This window comes from Neptuniibacter sp. QD48_11 (genome assembly GCF_047778095.1).
GTDB lineage: Bacteria > Pseudomonadota > Gammaproteobacteria > Pseudomonadales > Balneatricaceae > Neptuniibacter.
Map to the genome: position 1 here is coordinate 152,204 of NZ_CP180551.1, position 16,018 is coordinate 168,221.

Annotated in this window: 14 protein-coding genes and 1 tRNA gene; 10 read left to right on the forward strand and 5 right to left on the reverse strand. The window is 43.6% G+C overall.

What is annotated here, in order from left to right; translation table 11 throughout:
* Positions 1–38: 38 nt before the first annotated feature.
* From ACMXYU_RS00660 to ACMXYU_RS00670, 3 genes are all read right to left on the reverse strand, one after another.
* Positions 39–1,898, reverse strand: a complete 1,860-nt coding sequence (locus ACMXYU_RS00660; protein WP_415899727.1) for a methyl-accepting chemotaxis protein — start codon at positions 1,896–1,898, stop codon at positions 39–41.
* 730 nt (positions 1,899–2,628) lie between these two features.
* Positions 2,629–5,592, reverse strand: coding sequence for a transporter substrate-binding domain-containing protein (locus ACMXYU_RS00665; RefSeq protein ID WP_415899729.1), 2,964 nt, complete (start codon positions 5,590–5,592; stop codon positions 2,629–2,631).
* Between the two features lie 887 nt (positions 5,593–6,479).
* Positions 6,480–6,570: transfer RNA gene (locus ACMXYU_RS00670), tRNA-Ser, on the reverse strand.
* Between the two features lie 255 nt (positions 6,571–6,825).
* Between ACMXYU_RS00670 and ACMXYU_RS00675 the strand changes: the two genes are divergently transcribed.
* The 10 genes from ACMXYU_RS00675 (at position 6,826) to ACMXYU_RS00720 (ending at position 14,168) form a co-directional block, all read left to right on the forward strand.
* A complete protein-coding gene (locus ACMXYU_RS00675) occupies positions 6,826–9,072 on the forward strand; it encodes a heavy metal translocating P-type ATPase (RefSeq protein WP_415899731.1) in 2,247 nt (748 codons plus the stop codon).
* 17 nt (positions 9,073–9,089) lie between these two features.
* Complete coding sequence (locus ACMXYU_RS00680; protein WP_415899733.1) at positions 9,090–9,458, forward strand: cupredoxin domain-containing protein; 369 nt, start codon at positions 9,090–9,092, stop codon at positions 9,456–9,458.
* Positions 9,451–9,807: a DUF2933 domain-containing protein gene (locus ACMXYU_RS00685; protein WP_415899734.1), complete on the forward strand. Its 357-nt coding sequence runs from the start codon at positions 9,451–9,453 to the stop codon at positions 9,805–9,807. Before ACMXYU_RS00680 ends, ACMXYU_RS00685 begins: the two co-directional genes overlap by 8 nt.
* Positions 9,797–10,432, forward strand: a complete 636-nt coding sequence (locus ACMXYU_RS00690) for a methyltransferase family protein (protein WP_415899735.1) — start codon at positions 9,797–9,799, stop codon at positions 10,430–10,432. Before ACMXYU_RS00685 ends, ACMXYU_RS00690 begins: the two co-directional genes overlap by 11 nt.
* Positions 10,429–10,770, forward strand: a complete 342-nt coding sequence (locus ACMXYU_RS00695; RefSeq protein ID WP_415899737.1) for a cation transporter — start codon at positions 10,429–10,431, stop codon at positions 10,768–10,770. The genes ACMXYU_RS00690 and ACMXYU_RS00695 overlap by 4 nt, the downstream gene beginning before the upstream one ends.
* Positions 10,771–10,784: 14 nt before the next feature.
* Positions 10,785–11,336: a carboxymuconolactone decarboxylase family protein gene (locus tag ACMXYU_RS00700; RefSeq protein ID WP_415899738.1), complete on the forward strand. Its 552-nt coding sequence runs from the start codon at positions 10,785–10,787 to the stop codon at positions 11,334–11,336.
* Positions 11,337–11,500: 164 nt separating this feature from the next.
* Positions 11,501–11,911 (forward strand): hypothetical protein, encoded by a 411-nt coding sequence (locus tag ACMXYU_RS00705; RefSeq protein WP_415899739.1) that lies wholly within the window; start codon positions 11,501–11,503, stop codon positions 11,909–11,911.
* Positions 11,912–11,969: 58 nt separating this feature from the next.
* Positions 11,970–12,317, forward strand: coding sequence for a P-II family nitrogen regulator (locus ACMXYU_RS00710; protein ID WP_415887421.1), 348 nt, complete (start codon positions 11,970–11,972; stop codon positions 12,315–12,317).
* 370 nt (positions 12,318–12,687) lie between these two features.
* The gene (locus ACMXYU_RS00715) at positions 12,688–13,284 is read left to right on the forward strand and encodes a c-type cytochrome (RefSeq protein ID WP_415899740.1); all 597 of its coding nucleotides are present in this window, start codon (positions 12,688–12,690) and stop codon (positions 13,282–13,284) included.
* Positions 13,284–14,168, forward strand: a complete 885-nt coding sequence (locus ACMXYU_RS00720; protein WP_415899741.1) for a cytochrome C — start codon at positions 13,284–13,286, stop codon at positions 14,166–14,168. Before ACMXYU_RS00715 ends, ACMXYU_RS00720 begins: the two co-directional genes overlap by 1 nt.
* Before the next feature lie 188 nt (positions 14,169–14,356).
* Here the strand turns inward: ACMXYU_RS00720 and ACMXYU_RS00725 are convergent, their stop codons facing one another.
* Complete coding sequence (locus tag ACMXYU_RS00725) at positions 14,357–14,761, reverse strand: hypothetical protein (protein ID WP_415899743.1); 405 nt, start codon at positions 14,759–14,761, stop codon at positions 14,357–14,359.
* A gap of 537 nt (positions 14,762–15,298) precedes the next feature.
* The gene (locus ACMXYU_RS00730; RefSeq protein WP_415899744.1) at positions 15,299–16,006 is read right to left on the reverse strand and encodes a copper resistance protein B; all 708 of its coding nucleotides are present in this window, start codon (positions 16,004–16,006) and stop codon (positions 15,299–15,301) included.
* Positions 16,007–16,018: the final 12 nt, after the last annotated feature.

The window sequence follows — 16,018 nt, forward strand, 5'->3', positions numbered from 1 at the left end:
TAGCCAGTAGCTGTTCGCCCTGTCTCTTCGAATATAACCTAGCAGCGGAAAGCCCCACAGGTTCGTTGTATCTCTTGCACTAACCCAGACAGCTCATCTTGGCTGCGGTTAAGGACCAGCATTCCATCCACTGTACGTGTCGCTGCATGGCTGACTTGTTCGATATTATTACCCAGTCGTTCTGCTGAGGATTGTTGTTCCTGCGTTGCGCAGGACATTTGCTCGCTCATGGTAGCGATGCTGGCTACGGCATTATCAATCTCTACTAGCTTGTGGTTGAGCTCTGTAATCTGCTCGACACCTTTAATGGCATTTGTTTGGCTACTGGCCATCTTTTTCACTGCTTCAGCAACACTATCTTGCAGTTTAAGAATAATGCTCTGTATCTCTTGGGTAGAATTTTGGGTTCGTTTAGCGAGATCTCTTACTTCATCCGCGACTACAGAAAAGCCGCGCCCTGTCTCGCCTGCCCGTGCCGCTTCAATTGCAGCATTAAGTGCCAGTAAGTTCGTTTGATCGGCAATATCGCTAATGACTACCAGTACTTTGGATATGTCGCTAGTTTGTTCACTCAAACGATTAATCGTGGTGGAGGAATCTTCTACATCTCGGGCAAACGCTTTAAAACTCTGTTCACATTGATTGGTGGTAATTAGACCTGAATTGGCTTGCTCCTGTGCTTCCGACGTAGCATGAGCGGTTGTTGCAGCGCTTTGCGCCACTTCTGAGATTGATTGGCGAGTTTGGCAAACCACTGCAGCCATATCTTCGGTACTGATGTGCTGACTACGGCTATCTGTATCTACCTGAGTGACTACAGAACTAAGCTGGGACTCAACATGTTTCAGTTGTTCAACATTGAGTAACAGCTGGGATACAACACATCGGGTTTTCTCAATAAACTGGTTACAGTTTGTTGCTACGTCACTGATCTCATCATTACCATCCACGGAGATTTTCTGCTTCAGGTTAGCATCCCCTTGGCCTAACTTCTTCATGGCAGAGGCGACTAGGGCGATGCGTTTTTGGATACTCATGGCTGTCATAGTTGTGACGGTAAAACCGACGATGATAATCAACAGGGCCATAACCAGCATGATGTTTTGCTGGCTTTGAGTATGCTGTTGTACTTCCGGTATCTGTATTGCAGCTAAGTCAGCCAGTTCTTTTTCGAGTTCATGTGCGGTGTTTCGTAGATCCTTGCGGATTCCTTTCTGGTGAGAGGTGCCTAGTTTTTCAGTCAGCTGAACGTATTGATTAAAGGTTGCAGAGTACAAGACTAAGTCTGACTTCAGTTGCGTGAATTGCGCACCAAAGAGATGGCTGTTTTGTTCTAGTTGAATTGTCAGAGAGTTGTACGTGTCGTTAAAACTGCTGACATACTTTGCTTCTTTACGCAGCATAAAATCTTTTTCGTGGCGGCGTAAAGACAGCAGCGTATTTTGGAAGACTGGTTGCTCCTCTAGTGCAGCAGAGACTTTGTGTGCGGAGCTTCGAAGCTTGCCTAAGGCCCCTTCGTTTTTGCTTAATCCAAGTGCCTTTTGGGTGTTAACAAAATTTTTAAATTGCTCGTTGTAGGTTGTGAGTAATTGCTGAAATTTGTCATGGTTAGCGCTGAGCCCTAACGCCTTTTTTAACTCTTCTAATGCGTGTGAGCGTTGCTCTAGTGCAGTGACTCCAGCGTCAAATCTTTGTACATATTTTAGGTCTTTACGCTCGAAAAAATCCTTTTCGTTACGTCTTAAATTCAGTAAATCCTGCTGCACATAGCTGAGCTCCAGCGTTGAATTTTTCAGTTGGCTAATGTTGTTCAGAGAGTAATGGTTGCTCCCCATAATTAGGAGCATACCAACGATAAAGAACAGTGAAATTAGTAACAGTTTTCTTTTGATAGTCATATCAACACCTGACATCTAATGGGTGTATTTCTAGTCGTGATCTAACGACTAGCGGGCAGAGGGACTGTGTTTGCATTTTGAAATGCGTGTATAGGATTACCAATCAACAGGTAACCGTTCAGTCCAAGGTTTTATCTAAGTAGCTCTATCCGATGTTGGACGGAGCTTAGGATTGTCTCTGCGGAGGGCGATCTATTCGGATGGAATTAGAGTAACTGTAACTTTGTGAAAAGTGACGAGTGACAACGGCTACAGGTTGGTAAAACGATGTCGAATTAGGAATATCATCGAGTTGCAAGTTTTCAAGATGATTCTCAATGGCCACGTTTACAGGGTGGCTTTCATGAAGATTGAGCTGACAAGGGTGTGGTTCGGCGAATAAGTTTTCGTATGATGTAGAAGTTTGGCAAATACAAAAGGCAGAAAGTACTTCTGTCGATAACAACAGTAAGCATATTAGTATCAATAATGGGTTATTCTGACTTTTGAGCAATAGAGAAACCTTTACCTTGCTGAGTTTCAAATATTAGAGTTTTCTGTAATAAAAATGTCATATTTGAGTGGTCATACTAGATAAAATTGTATTAGGGCTCAAGGGGGACATTGGTCGCGAGTTTTGAGCTTTGTCAAAGAATGAATGGGTTTAGCGTTCTTAGGAAAGTAGAAGTTATTAAGGCCGCAAAATAAGGACGATGTTATTTTGCGACCCTAAGTACCTTGGGATAGTCAGTCAGGCACTTTCAACGCTACCACCATTGATAACTCGGTTTCGCCCGAGCTCTTTGGCTTGATACAGTGCGGCATCAGCTATTTGAATTAACTCTCTTGGAGAGTGATCAATGGCTGCCTCAGCTAAGCCGAAGCTGGCAGTCACTTGATCAACCTCTTCAAACATTTCTGCTGCGATGGCGGTGCGAAGCTTTTCTGCTAATCGGTAAGCCATCTGTGCGTTTGTTTCAGGTAAAAGAATCATAAACTCTTCACCACCCCAACGACCGATTTTATCTGTTTTACGAGTGTTTTCTCGTAGTATTTGTGCAAATTTTTTCAGCACAGCATCGCCACAGAGGTGGCCGTATTGGTCATTAATCTTTTTAAATAGGTCGACATCCAATAGCAAAATAGACAGCGGGTGTTTGAAGCGTTGGAGACGATATAGCTCCTCTTCCAGTAATAACTCAATGTGCAAACGGTTGTTTAGCCCAGTAAGCGCATCGGTTGTCGATAGGATGGATAGCTCAGTGTTTTTGCTATTGAGCTTTTCATTAAGCTGATTCAATTGCTGCTCTGCTGCTTCACGCAGGCTTATCTCTGATTTCAGCTGTTTATTCAGTCGAGATAGTTTCCAATTCCATAGCGTGATAATTGTGATAATAAACAATGCGGCAAAGACGAGTTTCCAGATCAATTCATAATTTGCATCGTGTTCAAATTTAACCGATACCCAGCGTTGGAATACTTTGGAGTGTTCTTCTTCGGTTATATATTCTGTGGCCTTATTGAACATGGAAAGAAGTTCAGGGCTATCGTTACGTATGGCTACTGCCAGTTTCCAGTCCTCATCTAGACGTCCGCCGATTTTTAAATTCAGGAAGCGATGTTTACGAATAGCATGACCCACGGGAGCTATCGCCCCGATTAAACCGAAAATACGTCCTTCCTCAACGATGCGAAGACCGTCAGCAACGCTATCTACTTCAATGACATTTATCTTTGGATAGTCCTGTTGCAGTTTTTTAAGTAAGCCGTATCCCTTAGGTACGCCTATCGTTTTATCTTTGAGAGATTTGAGGCCGTCCACGAATAGAGAGTCTTCCTGAATCGCAATAACTAAAGGCAAACGCAGGTAGGGCTTGGTAAAGTTTAATTGTCGTTTAGCTTCAGGTGTTTCGAAGGCTGCGGACATGATGTCGCAGCGTCTGTCCTGAGCGTATTCCAGTGACAGTTGGCTACTTTCAGTGGGTAGCATTGTCATGCCTATACCAATTCGATCAGCCATTAAATTGAGGTAGTCGGCAACCATCCCTTCATGTCTTCCTCCAGGACCTATTTGCTCCAAGGGCATCCAATCGGGATTGGCACAAAAAGTTATGCCAGGCTGTTTTTCTAAATAGGCTTTTTCAGCGGAGGTTAGGCTAAGGCCGCTGCCGGGTCTTGCGACATAGTTCTCGTTACCCATCCAGCGCTGAGATATCGCTGCGACTTCATCTCTTGTCAGTGATTCAATCGCACGGTCCATAATCCTTTGCAGGATAGGCCAATCGGAACGCACACCTATGCGTAGGTTTGCTAGATCGGGTTTGCCCACATCGACCTCACCTGAAACGGTAAGATCGTTCATCAAATTTTTAGCGATCAGATGGTTAAAAACAGCAGCTTCACCCAGTGCTGCATCGGCTTTACCAATTGAGATAGCTTTCAAGCTCTCGATGGCATCGGTAACTAGGTGTTGTTTGATTTGTGGGTATTCGTTGGTGAGGATCTCTTCGTAGAAAAAGCCTTTTGGTATGGCCACTGTTTTACCGAATAGGCTCTCAATCGATTCATATTTAGCGGATTTTTTGCTGACAATTACATTTGGATTGACTGCGTAAGGGCGGGTGAAACGAATATATTTACGACGCTCTGCTGTATTAACGATATTCAGCATCATGTCCAATTCGCGTTCTTGAGTCATCGCCAAGAAGTCATTCCAGTTAGGACCACTGACATACTGGATCCTAAAACCGGTTTTCTTGGCGATTAGGTTCATTACATCAATAGAAAAACCTTTGGGCTTGCCCTGTTCGTTGTAATTGAAAGGAGGCCAGGCCATCTCATTATGTACCCGAAGTACTGGGTGGGCAGCGAGGAATTCTTGTTCCTCTTTATCTAGGTGGAGAGTCTGTGTTCTTTGTAATCCGCCTTCTAGCCAGCGACGGCTTAGCCGATCCCTCTCTTCTTTGGTAACGGACTCAATCGCTTTCTGCATAATGGAGCGGAAAATAGGCCAATCATCGCGTACCCCGATGCGTAAAAGGTTGGCAAAACGAGGATCATCAATACCTCCGACGACCTTGAGGTTACTCATTAGGTGTTTACGGATTAAGTGGTTTTGCACGGCAATTCCACCCATGGTGGCATCGGCGCGACCAAAAGCTACGGCTTTGAGGCTATCTACTTGGTCTTTAAGGAGTAATAACTGAATGCCGGGGAAGTGCTTTTCGATGATTTCTTGATAGAAAAAACCTTTGGGGATGGCAAGAACGCGGCCATTCAGATCTCTCAGATCTCGAACTGTGCGATTGTCGTCTCGGACCACAATTCCTGATGGGTTATTTACATAGGGGTCGGTAAAGAGAATGTATTTGCTGCGATCGTCTGTCTTGATGATGTTAAGCATCACATCAAGCTCTTTATGATCCAGCATATTTAGGAATTCACCCCAAGTAGGGCCGGTTACGTACTCAATTTCTATGCTGAGCTTTTCTGCCAAAAGGTTCATAAATTCAACAGAATAGCCTTTAGGGCGGCCGAATTCGTGATAGTTAAAAGGGCCCCAGCTCACCTCATTATGGACGCGAATTTTCTGATGGTTGAGTAACCATGTTTTCTCTTCTTGCGTCAGTGGTATCTCATTAGCTTGGGAAACAAAGCTTAATGCTAATAAGATTAATGACGTGATATAGGTGAGTAGTGATGTCTGCCTTAACACGAAGAAAGTCCCTGATATTTATATTTTTTTATAGTGGGACTGTATCTATATCATTAAATGAAAGGGTTGGAAATTGCGCACTTCCTTAAATAATCAGGGAGAAAGCACTTAGTTGGCTTACGGCAACAGCTAGAGTCTTCAAAGCAACTAATCTAATTTGAGTGAGGACAGCCAAATAAAATTAATCTTGGGAAGTCTACAAAACGAAGTAAAGGAAGTTTCACCTAAGAAGTGTGCCCAGAGGCGAATCAATGCCGAAGGCATTCACACATCGGAGTGCAACGACGATAGCCCGAAGGGTGAGCGAAGCGAATAATCTAACAAGGTTCGATGACTCCCAAAGATAATCAATCTTAGAAGATCTAAATAAAAAAGAGAGATTTCAAACTAGGAAGTGGTGCCCAGAGGCGGATCAATGCCGAAGGCATTCACACATCGGAGTGTAACGACGATAGCCCGAAGGGTGAGCGAAGCGAATAATCTAACCAGGTCCGATGACGCCCAAAGATAATCAATCTTGGAAGATCTAAATAAAAAAGAGAGATTTCAAACTAGGAAGTGGTGCCCAGAGGCGGATCAATGCCGAAGGCATTCACACATCGGAGTGTAACGACGATAGCCCGAAGGGTGAGCGAAGCGAATAATCTAACCAGGTCCGATGACGCCCAAAGATAATCAATCTTGGAAGATCTAAATAAAAAAGAGAGATTTCAAACTAGGAAGTGGTGCCCAGAGGCGGATCAATGCCGAAGGCATTCACACATCGGAGTGCAACGACGATAGCTCGAAGGGTGAGCGAAGCGAATAATCTAACCAGGTTCGATGACGCCAAAAGATAATCAATCTTGGAAGATCTAAATAAAAAAGAGAGATTTCAAACTAGGAAGTGGTGCCCAGAGGCGGAATCGAACCACCGACACGGGGATTTTCAATCCCTGTAAGAGAAATTGTATCGAGAAGGATATTGTTGCATCTGGCTAGAAAATGTTGGTAATTACAGCAGTGCAAAATCACTCTTCATTGCACGTAGCTTCCCCTAATAACATGCTTATCCCTGCCGATCCGACCAGATAGGGACCAGAGTAAAGTTCTGCTGAACTGCATTTGTATACTCCTGCCTCATTTACCCTGTCCCCCCTTGACCTTACATCAACAGGAAGGTCTATCCTGATCACAGAAATGCTCTTTTAAAATTTCTATTGAGCGATTTACAGTGCCTTATAGGTGATCAGGATGAGTTCCAACAGCCCAAACATAGAGAAAACCCTGCTAATAGATGGTGCCGGTTGCGCTAGTTGTGTAGGAAAGATAGAAGGTGCGTTGTTAGAAGTAACTGGCGTACAGAAAGCATCGATGAACTTTGCTCAACGAACAGTACTTGTGACGGGTGATGTGGTTGATCATGATTTGATCCGCGCTATTGAAAGTGTGGGTTATCGAGCCAGTTTCGTTGATGAAAACGATCAAGACTTACTGGATGAGAAAGAAAAGTCTGAAGCAGTTTACTATCACCGTTTGATGAGAGAGATGACGATTGCCCTCTCTTTAGGCGTGCCCTTAATGATCTACGGGTTGTTTATCGGTGAGATGACTGTATCCACCAATATGGAACGTATTGCCTGGGCCATAGTTGGCCTTCTAACATTAGGAATTATGTATTTTTCAGGACGCCATTTTTATATAGGTGCCTGGAAGTCTTTTCAAAATCACAGTGCCAATATGGATACCCTCATCGCATTAGGTACTGGTACCGCTTGGATCTATTCCATGGTGGTTGTATTTGCCCCGGATGCAGTCCCTCTGATGGCAAGACATGTCTACTTTGAAGCCACTGCAATGATTATTGGTTTAATCGATCTAGGTTTAGCCCTTGAGATAAAGGCGCGTGGCAGGACTTCAGAAGCGATTAAGCGCTTGATAGGCCTGCAGCCAAAGAATGCACGAGTCATTAGAGATGGTGAAGAGATTGATATTCCCATTGAGGATGTTGTCCTGGATGACCAATTAAGAATCCGCCCTGGAGAAAAAATCCCTGTTGACGGTATTGTTATTGAGGGTAGTACCTCTGTTGATGAATCCATGTTGACGGGTGAACCAATGCCTGTTGAGAAAGCAACTGGAGATGAAGTTGTTGCAGGTACCATCAATAAATCTGGAACAGTGATATTCAAAGCAACACGTGTTGGTAAAGATACTGCACTGGCACAAATTATTGAGATGGTTAAACGGGCGCAAAACTCTAAACCATCTATAGGACGTTTAGCGGATGTGATATCGGGCTATTTCGTTCCGGTTGTGATGATCATAGCTATTCTCAGTGCATTGGCCTGGTTAAATTTTGGTCCTGCACCTGCCGTGGCCTTCGCTATTGTGTCAGCAACAACCGTTTTGATTATTGCATGCCCTTGTGCCTTGGGATTGGCTACACCCATGTCGGTGATGGTGGGTGTGGGTAAAGCGGCTGAAGCGGGTGTATTGATCCGCAATGGTGAAGCCTTACAGACGGCCTCTCAAATCAGCGCCATGATTCTGGATAAAACCGGCACCATAACTGAAGGTAGCCCTCAGGTTACTGAGATCCAGTTGACCGGCGATCATAAAGAGGAAGACATTCTTCGTTTAGCGGCAAGTTTGGAATCCGGTTCGGAACATCCCTTAGCGCTTTCTATAGTGGAGTCAGCCAAAGCCCAAGGATTTACCCTTTCTAAAGTGACGAACTTTAACGCGATTGCTGGACATGGCGTGGAAGGTGAAGTGGATGGAAGCACCCTGTTATTTGGTAATGAAAAGTTGATGGAAAAACGGTCAATTTCTATCAACCATCACATCGCTGGTGCGCAGCGTATGGCATCAGAAGCACAGACCCCTATGTACTTGGCTATCAATGGACAGCTTGCCGCAATTATTGCAGTTTCTGATCCGATCAAAAAAGACTCAGTAGAGGCAGTCAAACGGCTACAAGCAAATGGCATACGTGTCGTAATGCTTACCGGTGATAACCGAGCAACAGCTAAGGCAGTTGCAGAAAAAGTAGGTATTACAGAGTTTGTTGCAGAAGTCTTGCCTGAGGATAAATCCAACAAGGTTGAAGAGCTTCAGGCCCAAGGTGAGATCGTAGGTATGACTGGAGACGGTATCAATGATGCGCCTGCCTTGGCCCAGGCCAATGTCGGGTTTGCCATTGGTACAGGCACTGATGTGGCGATTGAAAGTGCTGACATAACCCTGATGCGTGGCTCATTACATGGGTTGGCTGATGCCATAGCTATTAGTAAAGCGACATTACGCAATATTAAGCAAAATCTGTTTGGTGCGTTTATTTACAACGTTGCAGGTATCCCGTTTGCCGCAGGTGTTTTGTATCCGTTCTTTGGGCTACTGCTGAGCCCGGTTATTGCCGGGGCTGCAATGGCGTTCTCTTCGCTCACGGTGGTCAGTAATGCCAACCGTTTACGTTTGTTTAAAGCATCAGAGCATTAATCAGGGAGGCTAGCATCATGTTGATAATTAATTTATTAGGTTTCGTATTAATCGGCTTAATCATCTGGTGGTTTTGGCTTTATAAACCAAGTACTACAGCAGTAACCAAAGGCACGGTCCCTATAACGGTTGAGAACGGGGTTTACAGCCCAGCACAGGTTCGTGTGCAGGCAGGCGAACCTATTATCCTCAGCTTTGTTCGTAAAGACGGCTCGCCTTGCTCGGCCATTGTACAGTTTGATGACTTAGGGCTGAGCGAAGAGCTGCCCTTAAACAAGGCGCGAGAGATAAAGTTTGACTCTTTAACACCCGGTAAATATCCATTTTCATGTCAGATGCAGATGTACCGGGGCGAATTGATTGTGGAGGGACCGAGCGATGAGTAAGAAATCTTCATTCTGGTGTTCTAAAAGCGGATTCGCGGCATTACTGATGATTGCCGTTGCAGGCTATTTTCTGCTAGTTGAACATGCAGAGCATGTTTTTCCTTTTCTACCCTATCTGTTCTTACTGATGTGTCCGTTGATGCACCTGTTTATGCATGGTAATCATAATCACGGGGAGCATAAGCACGACGCTAAGCAGGAGGAAGAGGCTAGCCCTTCTCCAGAACATAGGCATGAGAACTTTGTCGAACAGACTGAGCAAAACGATGCTTACCGGGAAGGTTACATTGAGGGTTTAAAAGCAGCCAGAGAAGAAGCCAATCAAAAGGAGCACAAACATGAGCAATGATTATGGATTGTGGTCTTTGGTTATTATCAACTCTGCTGTTTTTATCTTTTTTGCGTTTAGTTTTATTAAACCTAAAAGCAAAATGGATTGGCGTAGTCTGGGAGCATTTTCAGCTTTCATCATTGCGCTCTTTACTGAGATGTATGGTTTCCCCTTAACGATCTATTTCCTTTCGGGGTGGTTGAGTGAAATCTATCCACAAATCGATTTCTATGCCCATGAAAATGGTCATCTTCTGCATACGTTACTGGGGTTCGAAGGTGATCCCCATTTCGACCCACTTCATTTGGCGAGCAATGCACTGATTGTCATTGGCTTCTTTATTTTAGCTTCGGCTTGGAATGTATTGTATCAAGCACAGAAGCAGCATCGTTTAGCGAAAGACGGATGGTATGCGCGGTGTAGACATCCACAATATTTGGCATTTGTACTGATCATGTTTGGCTTCTTACTGCAATGGCCAACGATTCCAACCCTAGTGATGTTCCCTATCTTGGTCTTTGTCTATGTGCGGTTAGCAAAGTATGAGGAAGGCATCGCTTTAGCGGAATTTGGTGGCGAATATGAAGTATACAAAGAGACTACACCGAGGTTTATTCCGCAAATTGGGAGAGTTGTATCGTGAAAAAAGAGCATCGTTTAGGGGTATCGGAAACTAATCTTGTAGAGAGACATCTGAAGGTTGAAAAAGCTTCGGATGAGCAGGTTTGTGCAGCAGTTGAGGAGATCGATCAGCTCTACGGCATTGATGAGGTGAGTTTTGATCCGGAGCAAAAGGTATTCATTCTGGAGTATGACGCAACACGCCTTTGCATCGATAGTTTGGAAGAGGTGATCACGAAGCATGGAATAGAAATCTGTCATGATTGGTGGTCAAGGTTTAAAGAAGGTTATTACAGGTTTGTGGATCAAAATGTGCATGACAACCTTACGCATAAGCCTTGGAGCTGCCATAAAAAGTAATAGTGGAGAATTCAATGCGAATTAGTACTAAGAAGCTTCAGGATTATCCGTTCTATCTTCGGCCATTCTTTTGGAATCAAAACCGTAAATACGGCATGGTTCTCAAACCAGCATTGCTTTGGGCTCGTATCCCCCGGCTTTTTACTTCAGTTGCTTTGTTGTTTGGTGCGCTAGATTCAAGAAAGTCAGCAATCACCCCTTCATTGCGATCGATGATTACGGTGAGAGTCTCTCAGATTAATTGGTGTGAATTTTGTGTTGATGTGAATTCTTATATGTATGCTAAACGTGCAGGGGATGAATTAAAGCTAGAAGCTTTATTCGGATGGGCTGAAAGTGATTTATTCGATGAACATGAACGTCTAGTTTTAGACTATGTAGATTCAATCACGTTTAGCGACAGGCAAGTTACAGATACGCTAATGACAAGGCTGCGTTTGTATTACGATGAGGATGGCATTGTTGAATTAACAGGGCTGATCGCTTTTCAGAATATGTCGAGTAAATTTAACAGTGCGTTAGATGTGCCTTCTCAAGGATTTTGTCGTATTCCTTCCAAAAAATGATCTTTATCAATAAACGGGTTTAAAGCGACCCTTTTTATACCTCGTTATTGACCTTCCAGTTACTGGAAGGTCTAAATTTGATTACTAGGTTCTAGGCACGATTCTGATGGAATTTATGCAGGATTGTGGAAGGTCGTTTTAAAATTGCAATCAAGGAGCGTGTAATGAAACGTTTAATGGTAGGAATGCTTAGTGTTGTTTTGATGAGCGTAGGTTTTTCTGTTAGTGCACATCAGCAGGGTGAAGGGATGCAGAAGGGCATGGATGGTGAGCGCTCCCAGATGATGAAAATGCATGATCATATGGGGAAAACTGAAGATTTAATGAAAGAGATCCAGAGCAACAAGCATCCCGAAAAGCGCCGGGAAATGATGCATGAGCATATGAAGAATATGCGAATGGGTATGGATATGATGCATGGTTCTGGAATGATGGGGGATTACAAGGGGGATAAAGAGCCTTGCCCTCATATGGATTCACGTATGGGTATGATGCAAAAGCAAATGGGTATGATGCAAAGAATGATGAAACAAATGATGGAGCATCAGTCTCAAATAGATATGCCAATGCATTGATCGTATTTGATTTGAAATGAGGGCTTGCCCTCATTTCTTTTTCTCTGGAGGTTGTGTCATGAGTTTGAAAAAAGTCAGCGCTATCTTTAATGAGATGGAGAAAAGTAAGCTAGAGGCTGCTTTTTTGAAGGCCGGTGTGTGTGGCTATACAATCCACAATGTTCGTGGACATGGAGTATACAATCAGGTCTATGGTCAGACCGATCTAGTTGAGCACCTTCAAGTGGATATATACACCTCATCAGAATATGCTCAAAGCATTGCAGAACTTATCGTCAATACTGTTTCCGTTAATGCCGATAGCGAAGGTTTGGTTGCAATTATTCCTGTTGAAGGTCTGTATTGGATCCATACAAAAGAAAAGGTTTCGGATACTGAGTTTAAGTTTTATCCTCCAAAAAATTGAGCTCAATATGTTTCCATTCCGTGGTTTGAAAAGACTCAAGCTCCTGTTACCCCTAGCTCTTATTGTAGTTGTAACAGTACAGCCTGTTCAGGCAAAGCATTTAGAAAATCAAGGGTTAGCGATCAGTCACAGTGGAAGTGGTTCGCTGCATTTACATGATCATGGGCATGTGTTTGATTGCCACTCAGGGCATGTTTTGGCCATCATAAGGATTTTTTCTTTCACTCGAAGTAACTACATTCAAATCGCTTATGAATGGGTATCAATGAGCGATCATTCAATCATAATGACAGAAGATCCACCCCCTCCTAAATCGTCGCATTTGATATGAAATGGGTATCGAATTTTAATTTTTTATAGAGAAAACAAAATGTTTAAAAAATCAGCTAAGTATTTAATTGCGTTAAGTCTGACCGTTTCATCTTCTGTGGTTATGGCGCACGGTGGAGCGACAGGTATCGTAAAAGAACGTATGGATGCGATGGGAGATATGAAAGATTCCATGAAAGAAGTCTCTGATATGTTCAAAGGAAAAGCTCCTTATGATGTCGATAAAGTTAGAGAAGCGGCTGAGATTATTAAGGGGCATTCGGGTAATGCTTTGACGAAGTTATTTCCTGAGGGGAGTATGCAGCATCCTACGGAAGCTAAGCCAAATATCTGGGATGAATGGGATCGCTTTACTAAGCTAGCAGATCACTTAGGGGTTTTAGGTGAAGGCTTAATAAAGGCAGCGGGGAATACGGAAGCACCTAATGAAGATAAAGGAATGATGGGTGATTCCGGGATGATGGGTAATGGCCACATGATGGGCAATGACCACATGATGGGAGGATCATCTATGATGGGCGGGCATATGGTTCATACCGCAGAGGAGTATGGGAAAATGCCCGTTGAGATGGTTTTCAATATGGTGTCCGATAACTGTTCTTCCTGCCATACTCGATTTAGAAAAGAGAAAGAGTAATGAAGCGTACGTTAATTATCCTTTTGGGAAGTAGTGTGGCCTTTGCCATTGGGTGGAAAAGCCTGACTAGCGAAGCCACTATTGCATCTTCGCTCAAAGGCTTAGAAGGTGATGTCGGTCGTGGAGCGTACCTAGCCAGAGCCTCTGGCTGTATTGCTTGTCACACGGATGTGGTCAATGGTGGTGCTGCATTAGCCGGAGGGCCGCCATTGAAAACGCCTTTCGGGACTTTTTATGCTCCTAACCTTACAACTGATAAAGTACATGGTATCGGCGGCTGGAATATCGATGATTTCTCATTGGCTTTACGTTCCGGTAAAAGTCCTCAGGGTGATAGTTACTACCCAGCGTTTCCCTATACGTTTTACACAAAACTTAGTGATCAGGATATTGCTGATCTTTGGGCGGCATTTAAGACTGTTCCAGCTATTGGGGTGTCAGCAAAAGATCATGAGTTAGGGTTCCCTTTCAATCAGAGAGCAGGGTTAACTTTATGGCAGGCATTGTTTTTCAATGAGGAGAGGTTTCAGCCCGATACTTCTAGGGGTGAAAAATTCACCAGAGGAGCTTATCTGGTTGAGGCTGCTACCCATTGCGCCGCTTGTCATAGTGAGCGCAATTTATTGGGCGCATTAGATCAAGATAATCCATTCACTGGCTCAGAATCGATGTTAGAAGGTGAAGGCCGAGTTCCTGCTATCACTAAACAGGCATTGCTTGGGAAAGGCTGGACTGAGCTAGATTTGGCTTATGCTCTGAAATCGGGCTTGAAACATGATGGTGATGCTTTCGGGGGGAGTATGGGAGAGGTTGTTAGAGATGGTACCTCGTTTATGCGGAAAGCAGATCGTGAAGCAATAGCTTATTATTTGATGAATAAATAATTTTAGGCCCTCAGCAATGAGGGCTTTTTATTTTATCAAGGCGTTGCAGACAAGGTGTGGATATTCTCCAGATGTTAGTACTAACCAAATGTAATTTGTAAGTTGCAGGGAGAATAGTCGTAGGGGGAGTATTTGCTAAGGAGAATCATCCCTCAAGCAGATGAGCTCTACTTGAGGGAAGGTTTAGCTTATTTCGGGTGCTTATCGCCTTTCATCATATTCCCCTGAGGACCGTCTCCAGGTTTTTGCATGTAATGTTTGCCTTTTGGGGATTTATGCTCATGTTTATTCCAGTCAGGGTGATGCTCTGTTTTTGCTCCTGCAACATGTTCTTTCCCTTCCATCATATGACCTTGATGGCCATCACCACCGTGTTGCATGTAATGGGTGTTGGATGTATTTGGTTCCACTTTCTTATACTCTTCGTGCAACTCATGATCTTCCATTTTTCCTTCTGGATGATCAGGCCCTTTCATCATATGTCCTTGGTGACCATCTCCTGGATGTTGCATGTAATGTTTTTCGTCAGCCATAACACCGGCGCTTAAACTCATAGTGCCGACTACTAAAGCGATTGATAGTAAATGTTTCATAATGATTTCCTTCCCGTGTTATCTCGTTTATTTACATTCATGTTAGGAGTTACAGTTGCTGGAAGGTCAAGGCATTTAATTAAAAAATATTTATCTTTTTTGTGGGGGGTAAAAGCTTTGTTACTTCGCTTTTAATATCTGGAATGAGTGCATTGGTGAAGTTGAATAATGACTTAGGTATGAATAATAAAACTCTGTGATTTGTTTTTTATCGAGCCACTGATAGGTGTATGCAAAAGTGACATTAGTCATCTTAAAAATAGTAGCTGAACAATAAGGTTAGTATTGCTCAGGTAGGGATTGATATAGATAGTTGATATAGCTTCCCTCGCTGTAAAGAGGGGTGATTTCCCCTTTGCAGGGGATATTGACGGTATGACCCCTATTCGATGAATACGCCTTCTAGGGTAAATTGAGAGATTTCTTGACTCATACCGGCTTTACGCACCCTTAAAAGGAAACGCCTGATGAAAGGCATCAGGCGTTGTGGTACAGCAGAATCTATTACTGAGCTTTAAGGCAAGTGAACCTTAAAGGTTAAAACCATATTCGAATTCCCATGACAAATTGAGTGTCATTTGTATCTTCGCCTTCCTCTCGGGCAAAATCGGCAGTATCACCAAATTTTTTCTCCCAATGTATGCCAATATAGGGAGCTATTTCCCGTCTTACTTCGTAGCGAAGGCGAAGGCCAGCTTCAATGTTTGATAGGCCGGAACCAACTTCTCGTACTTCATCATTTTTACCATGAAAATTTACTTCAATCTCAGGCGAGAGAACCCATTGCTGAGTGAGCATCATTTCATACTCAGATTCTAATCGCAGTGCAGTTTGTCCATCTTCACCTATAAACAGGCTTGCATCAGTTTCAAAATAGTAGGGAGCTACACCTTGCAGGGCAATGACGGCCCAGTCCTGGGTCGGCTTGGGGTAGAAATCATGCCTTATGCCAAATTGAATGTCCCAATAGGGATCTATAGCTTTGCTATACAGCAATTGTAACTCGGCTTTTTCTGTTTCCCCGTCTGCTCGCTCACCTTCGGTTTTAAAAACAAATTTATCAAGATCGTACCCGGCCCAGCCCTGTACTTCCCAAGCAAATGGCTTGCTGGAGTTGGCATCCCTTTTTTCTAACTGATCAATAGTGATCATGGTTAAAAGTGGGTCATCTTTGCCTCCGGCCTCTGCCTGGAACGGAAGGGCAAACATGGCTAAAACTAGTGTTTTCTTAATAGTATTATTCATCTCACTCTCCCT

Excerpts from the sequence above, each read along its gene's own strand:
- ACMXYU_RS00660 (WP_415899727.1), bottom strand. The coding sequence starts at position 1,898 with ATGACTATCAAAAGAAAACTGTTACTAATTTCACTGTTCTTTATCGTT.
- ACMXYU_RS00675 (WP_415899731.1), top strand. The coding sequence starts at position 6,826 with ATGAGTTCCAACAGCCCAAACATAGAGAAAACCCTGCTAATAGATGGT.
- ACMXYU_RS00680 (WP_415899733.1), top strand. The coding sequence starts at position 9,090 with ATGTTGATAATTAATTTATTAGGTTTCGTATTAATCGGCTTAATCATC.
- ACMXYU_RS00685 (WP_415899734.1), top strand. The coding sequence starts at position 9,451 with ATGAGTAAGAAATCTTCATTCTGGTGTTCTAAAAGCGGATTCGCGGCA.
- ACMXYU_RS00690 (WP_415899735.1), top strand. The coding sequence starts at position 9,797 with ATGAGCAATGATTATGGATTGTGGTCTTTGGTTATTATCAACTCTGCT.
- ACMXYU_RS00700 (WP_415899738.1), top strand. The coding sequence starts at position 10,785 with ATGCGAATTAGTACTAAGAAGCTTCAGGATTATCCGTTCTATCTTCGG.
- ACMXYU_RS00705 (WP_415899739.1), top strand. The coding sequence starts at position 11,501 with ATGAAACGTTTAATGGTAGGAATGCTTAGTGTTGTTTTGATGAGCGTA.
- ACMXYU_RS00710 (WP_415887421.1), top strand. The coding sequence starts at position 11,970 with ATGAGTTTGAAAAAAGTCAGCGCTATCTTTAATGAGATGGAGAAAAGT.
- ACMXYU_RS00715 (WP_415899740.1), top strand. The coding sequence starts at position 12,688 with ATGTTTAAAAAATCAGCTAAGTATTTAATTGCGTTAAGTCTGACCGTT.
- ACMXYU_RS00720 (WP_415899741.1), top strand. The coding sequence starts at position 13,284 with ATGAAGCGTACGTTAATTATCCTTTTGGGAAGTAGTGTGGCCTTTGCC.
- ACMXYU_RS00725 (WP_415899743.1), bottom strand. The coding sequence starts at position 14,761 with ATGAAACATTTACTATCAATCGCTTTAGTAGTCGGCACTATGAGTTTA.
- ACMXYU_RS00730 (WP_415899744.1), bottom strand. The coding sequence starts at position 16,006 with ATGAATAATACTATTAAGAAAACACTAGTTTTAGCCATGTTTGCCCTT.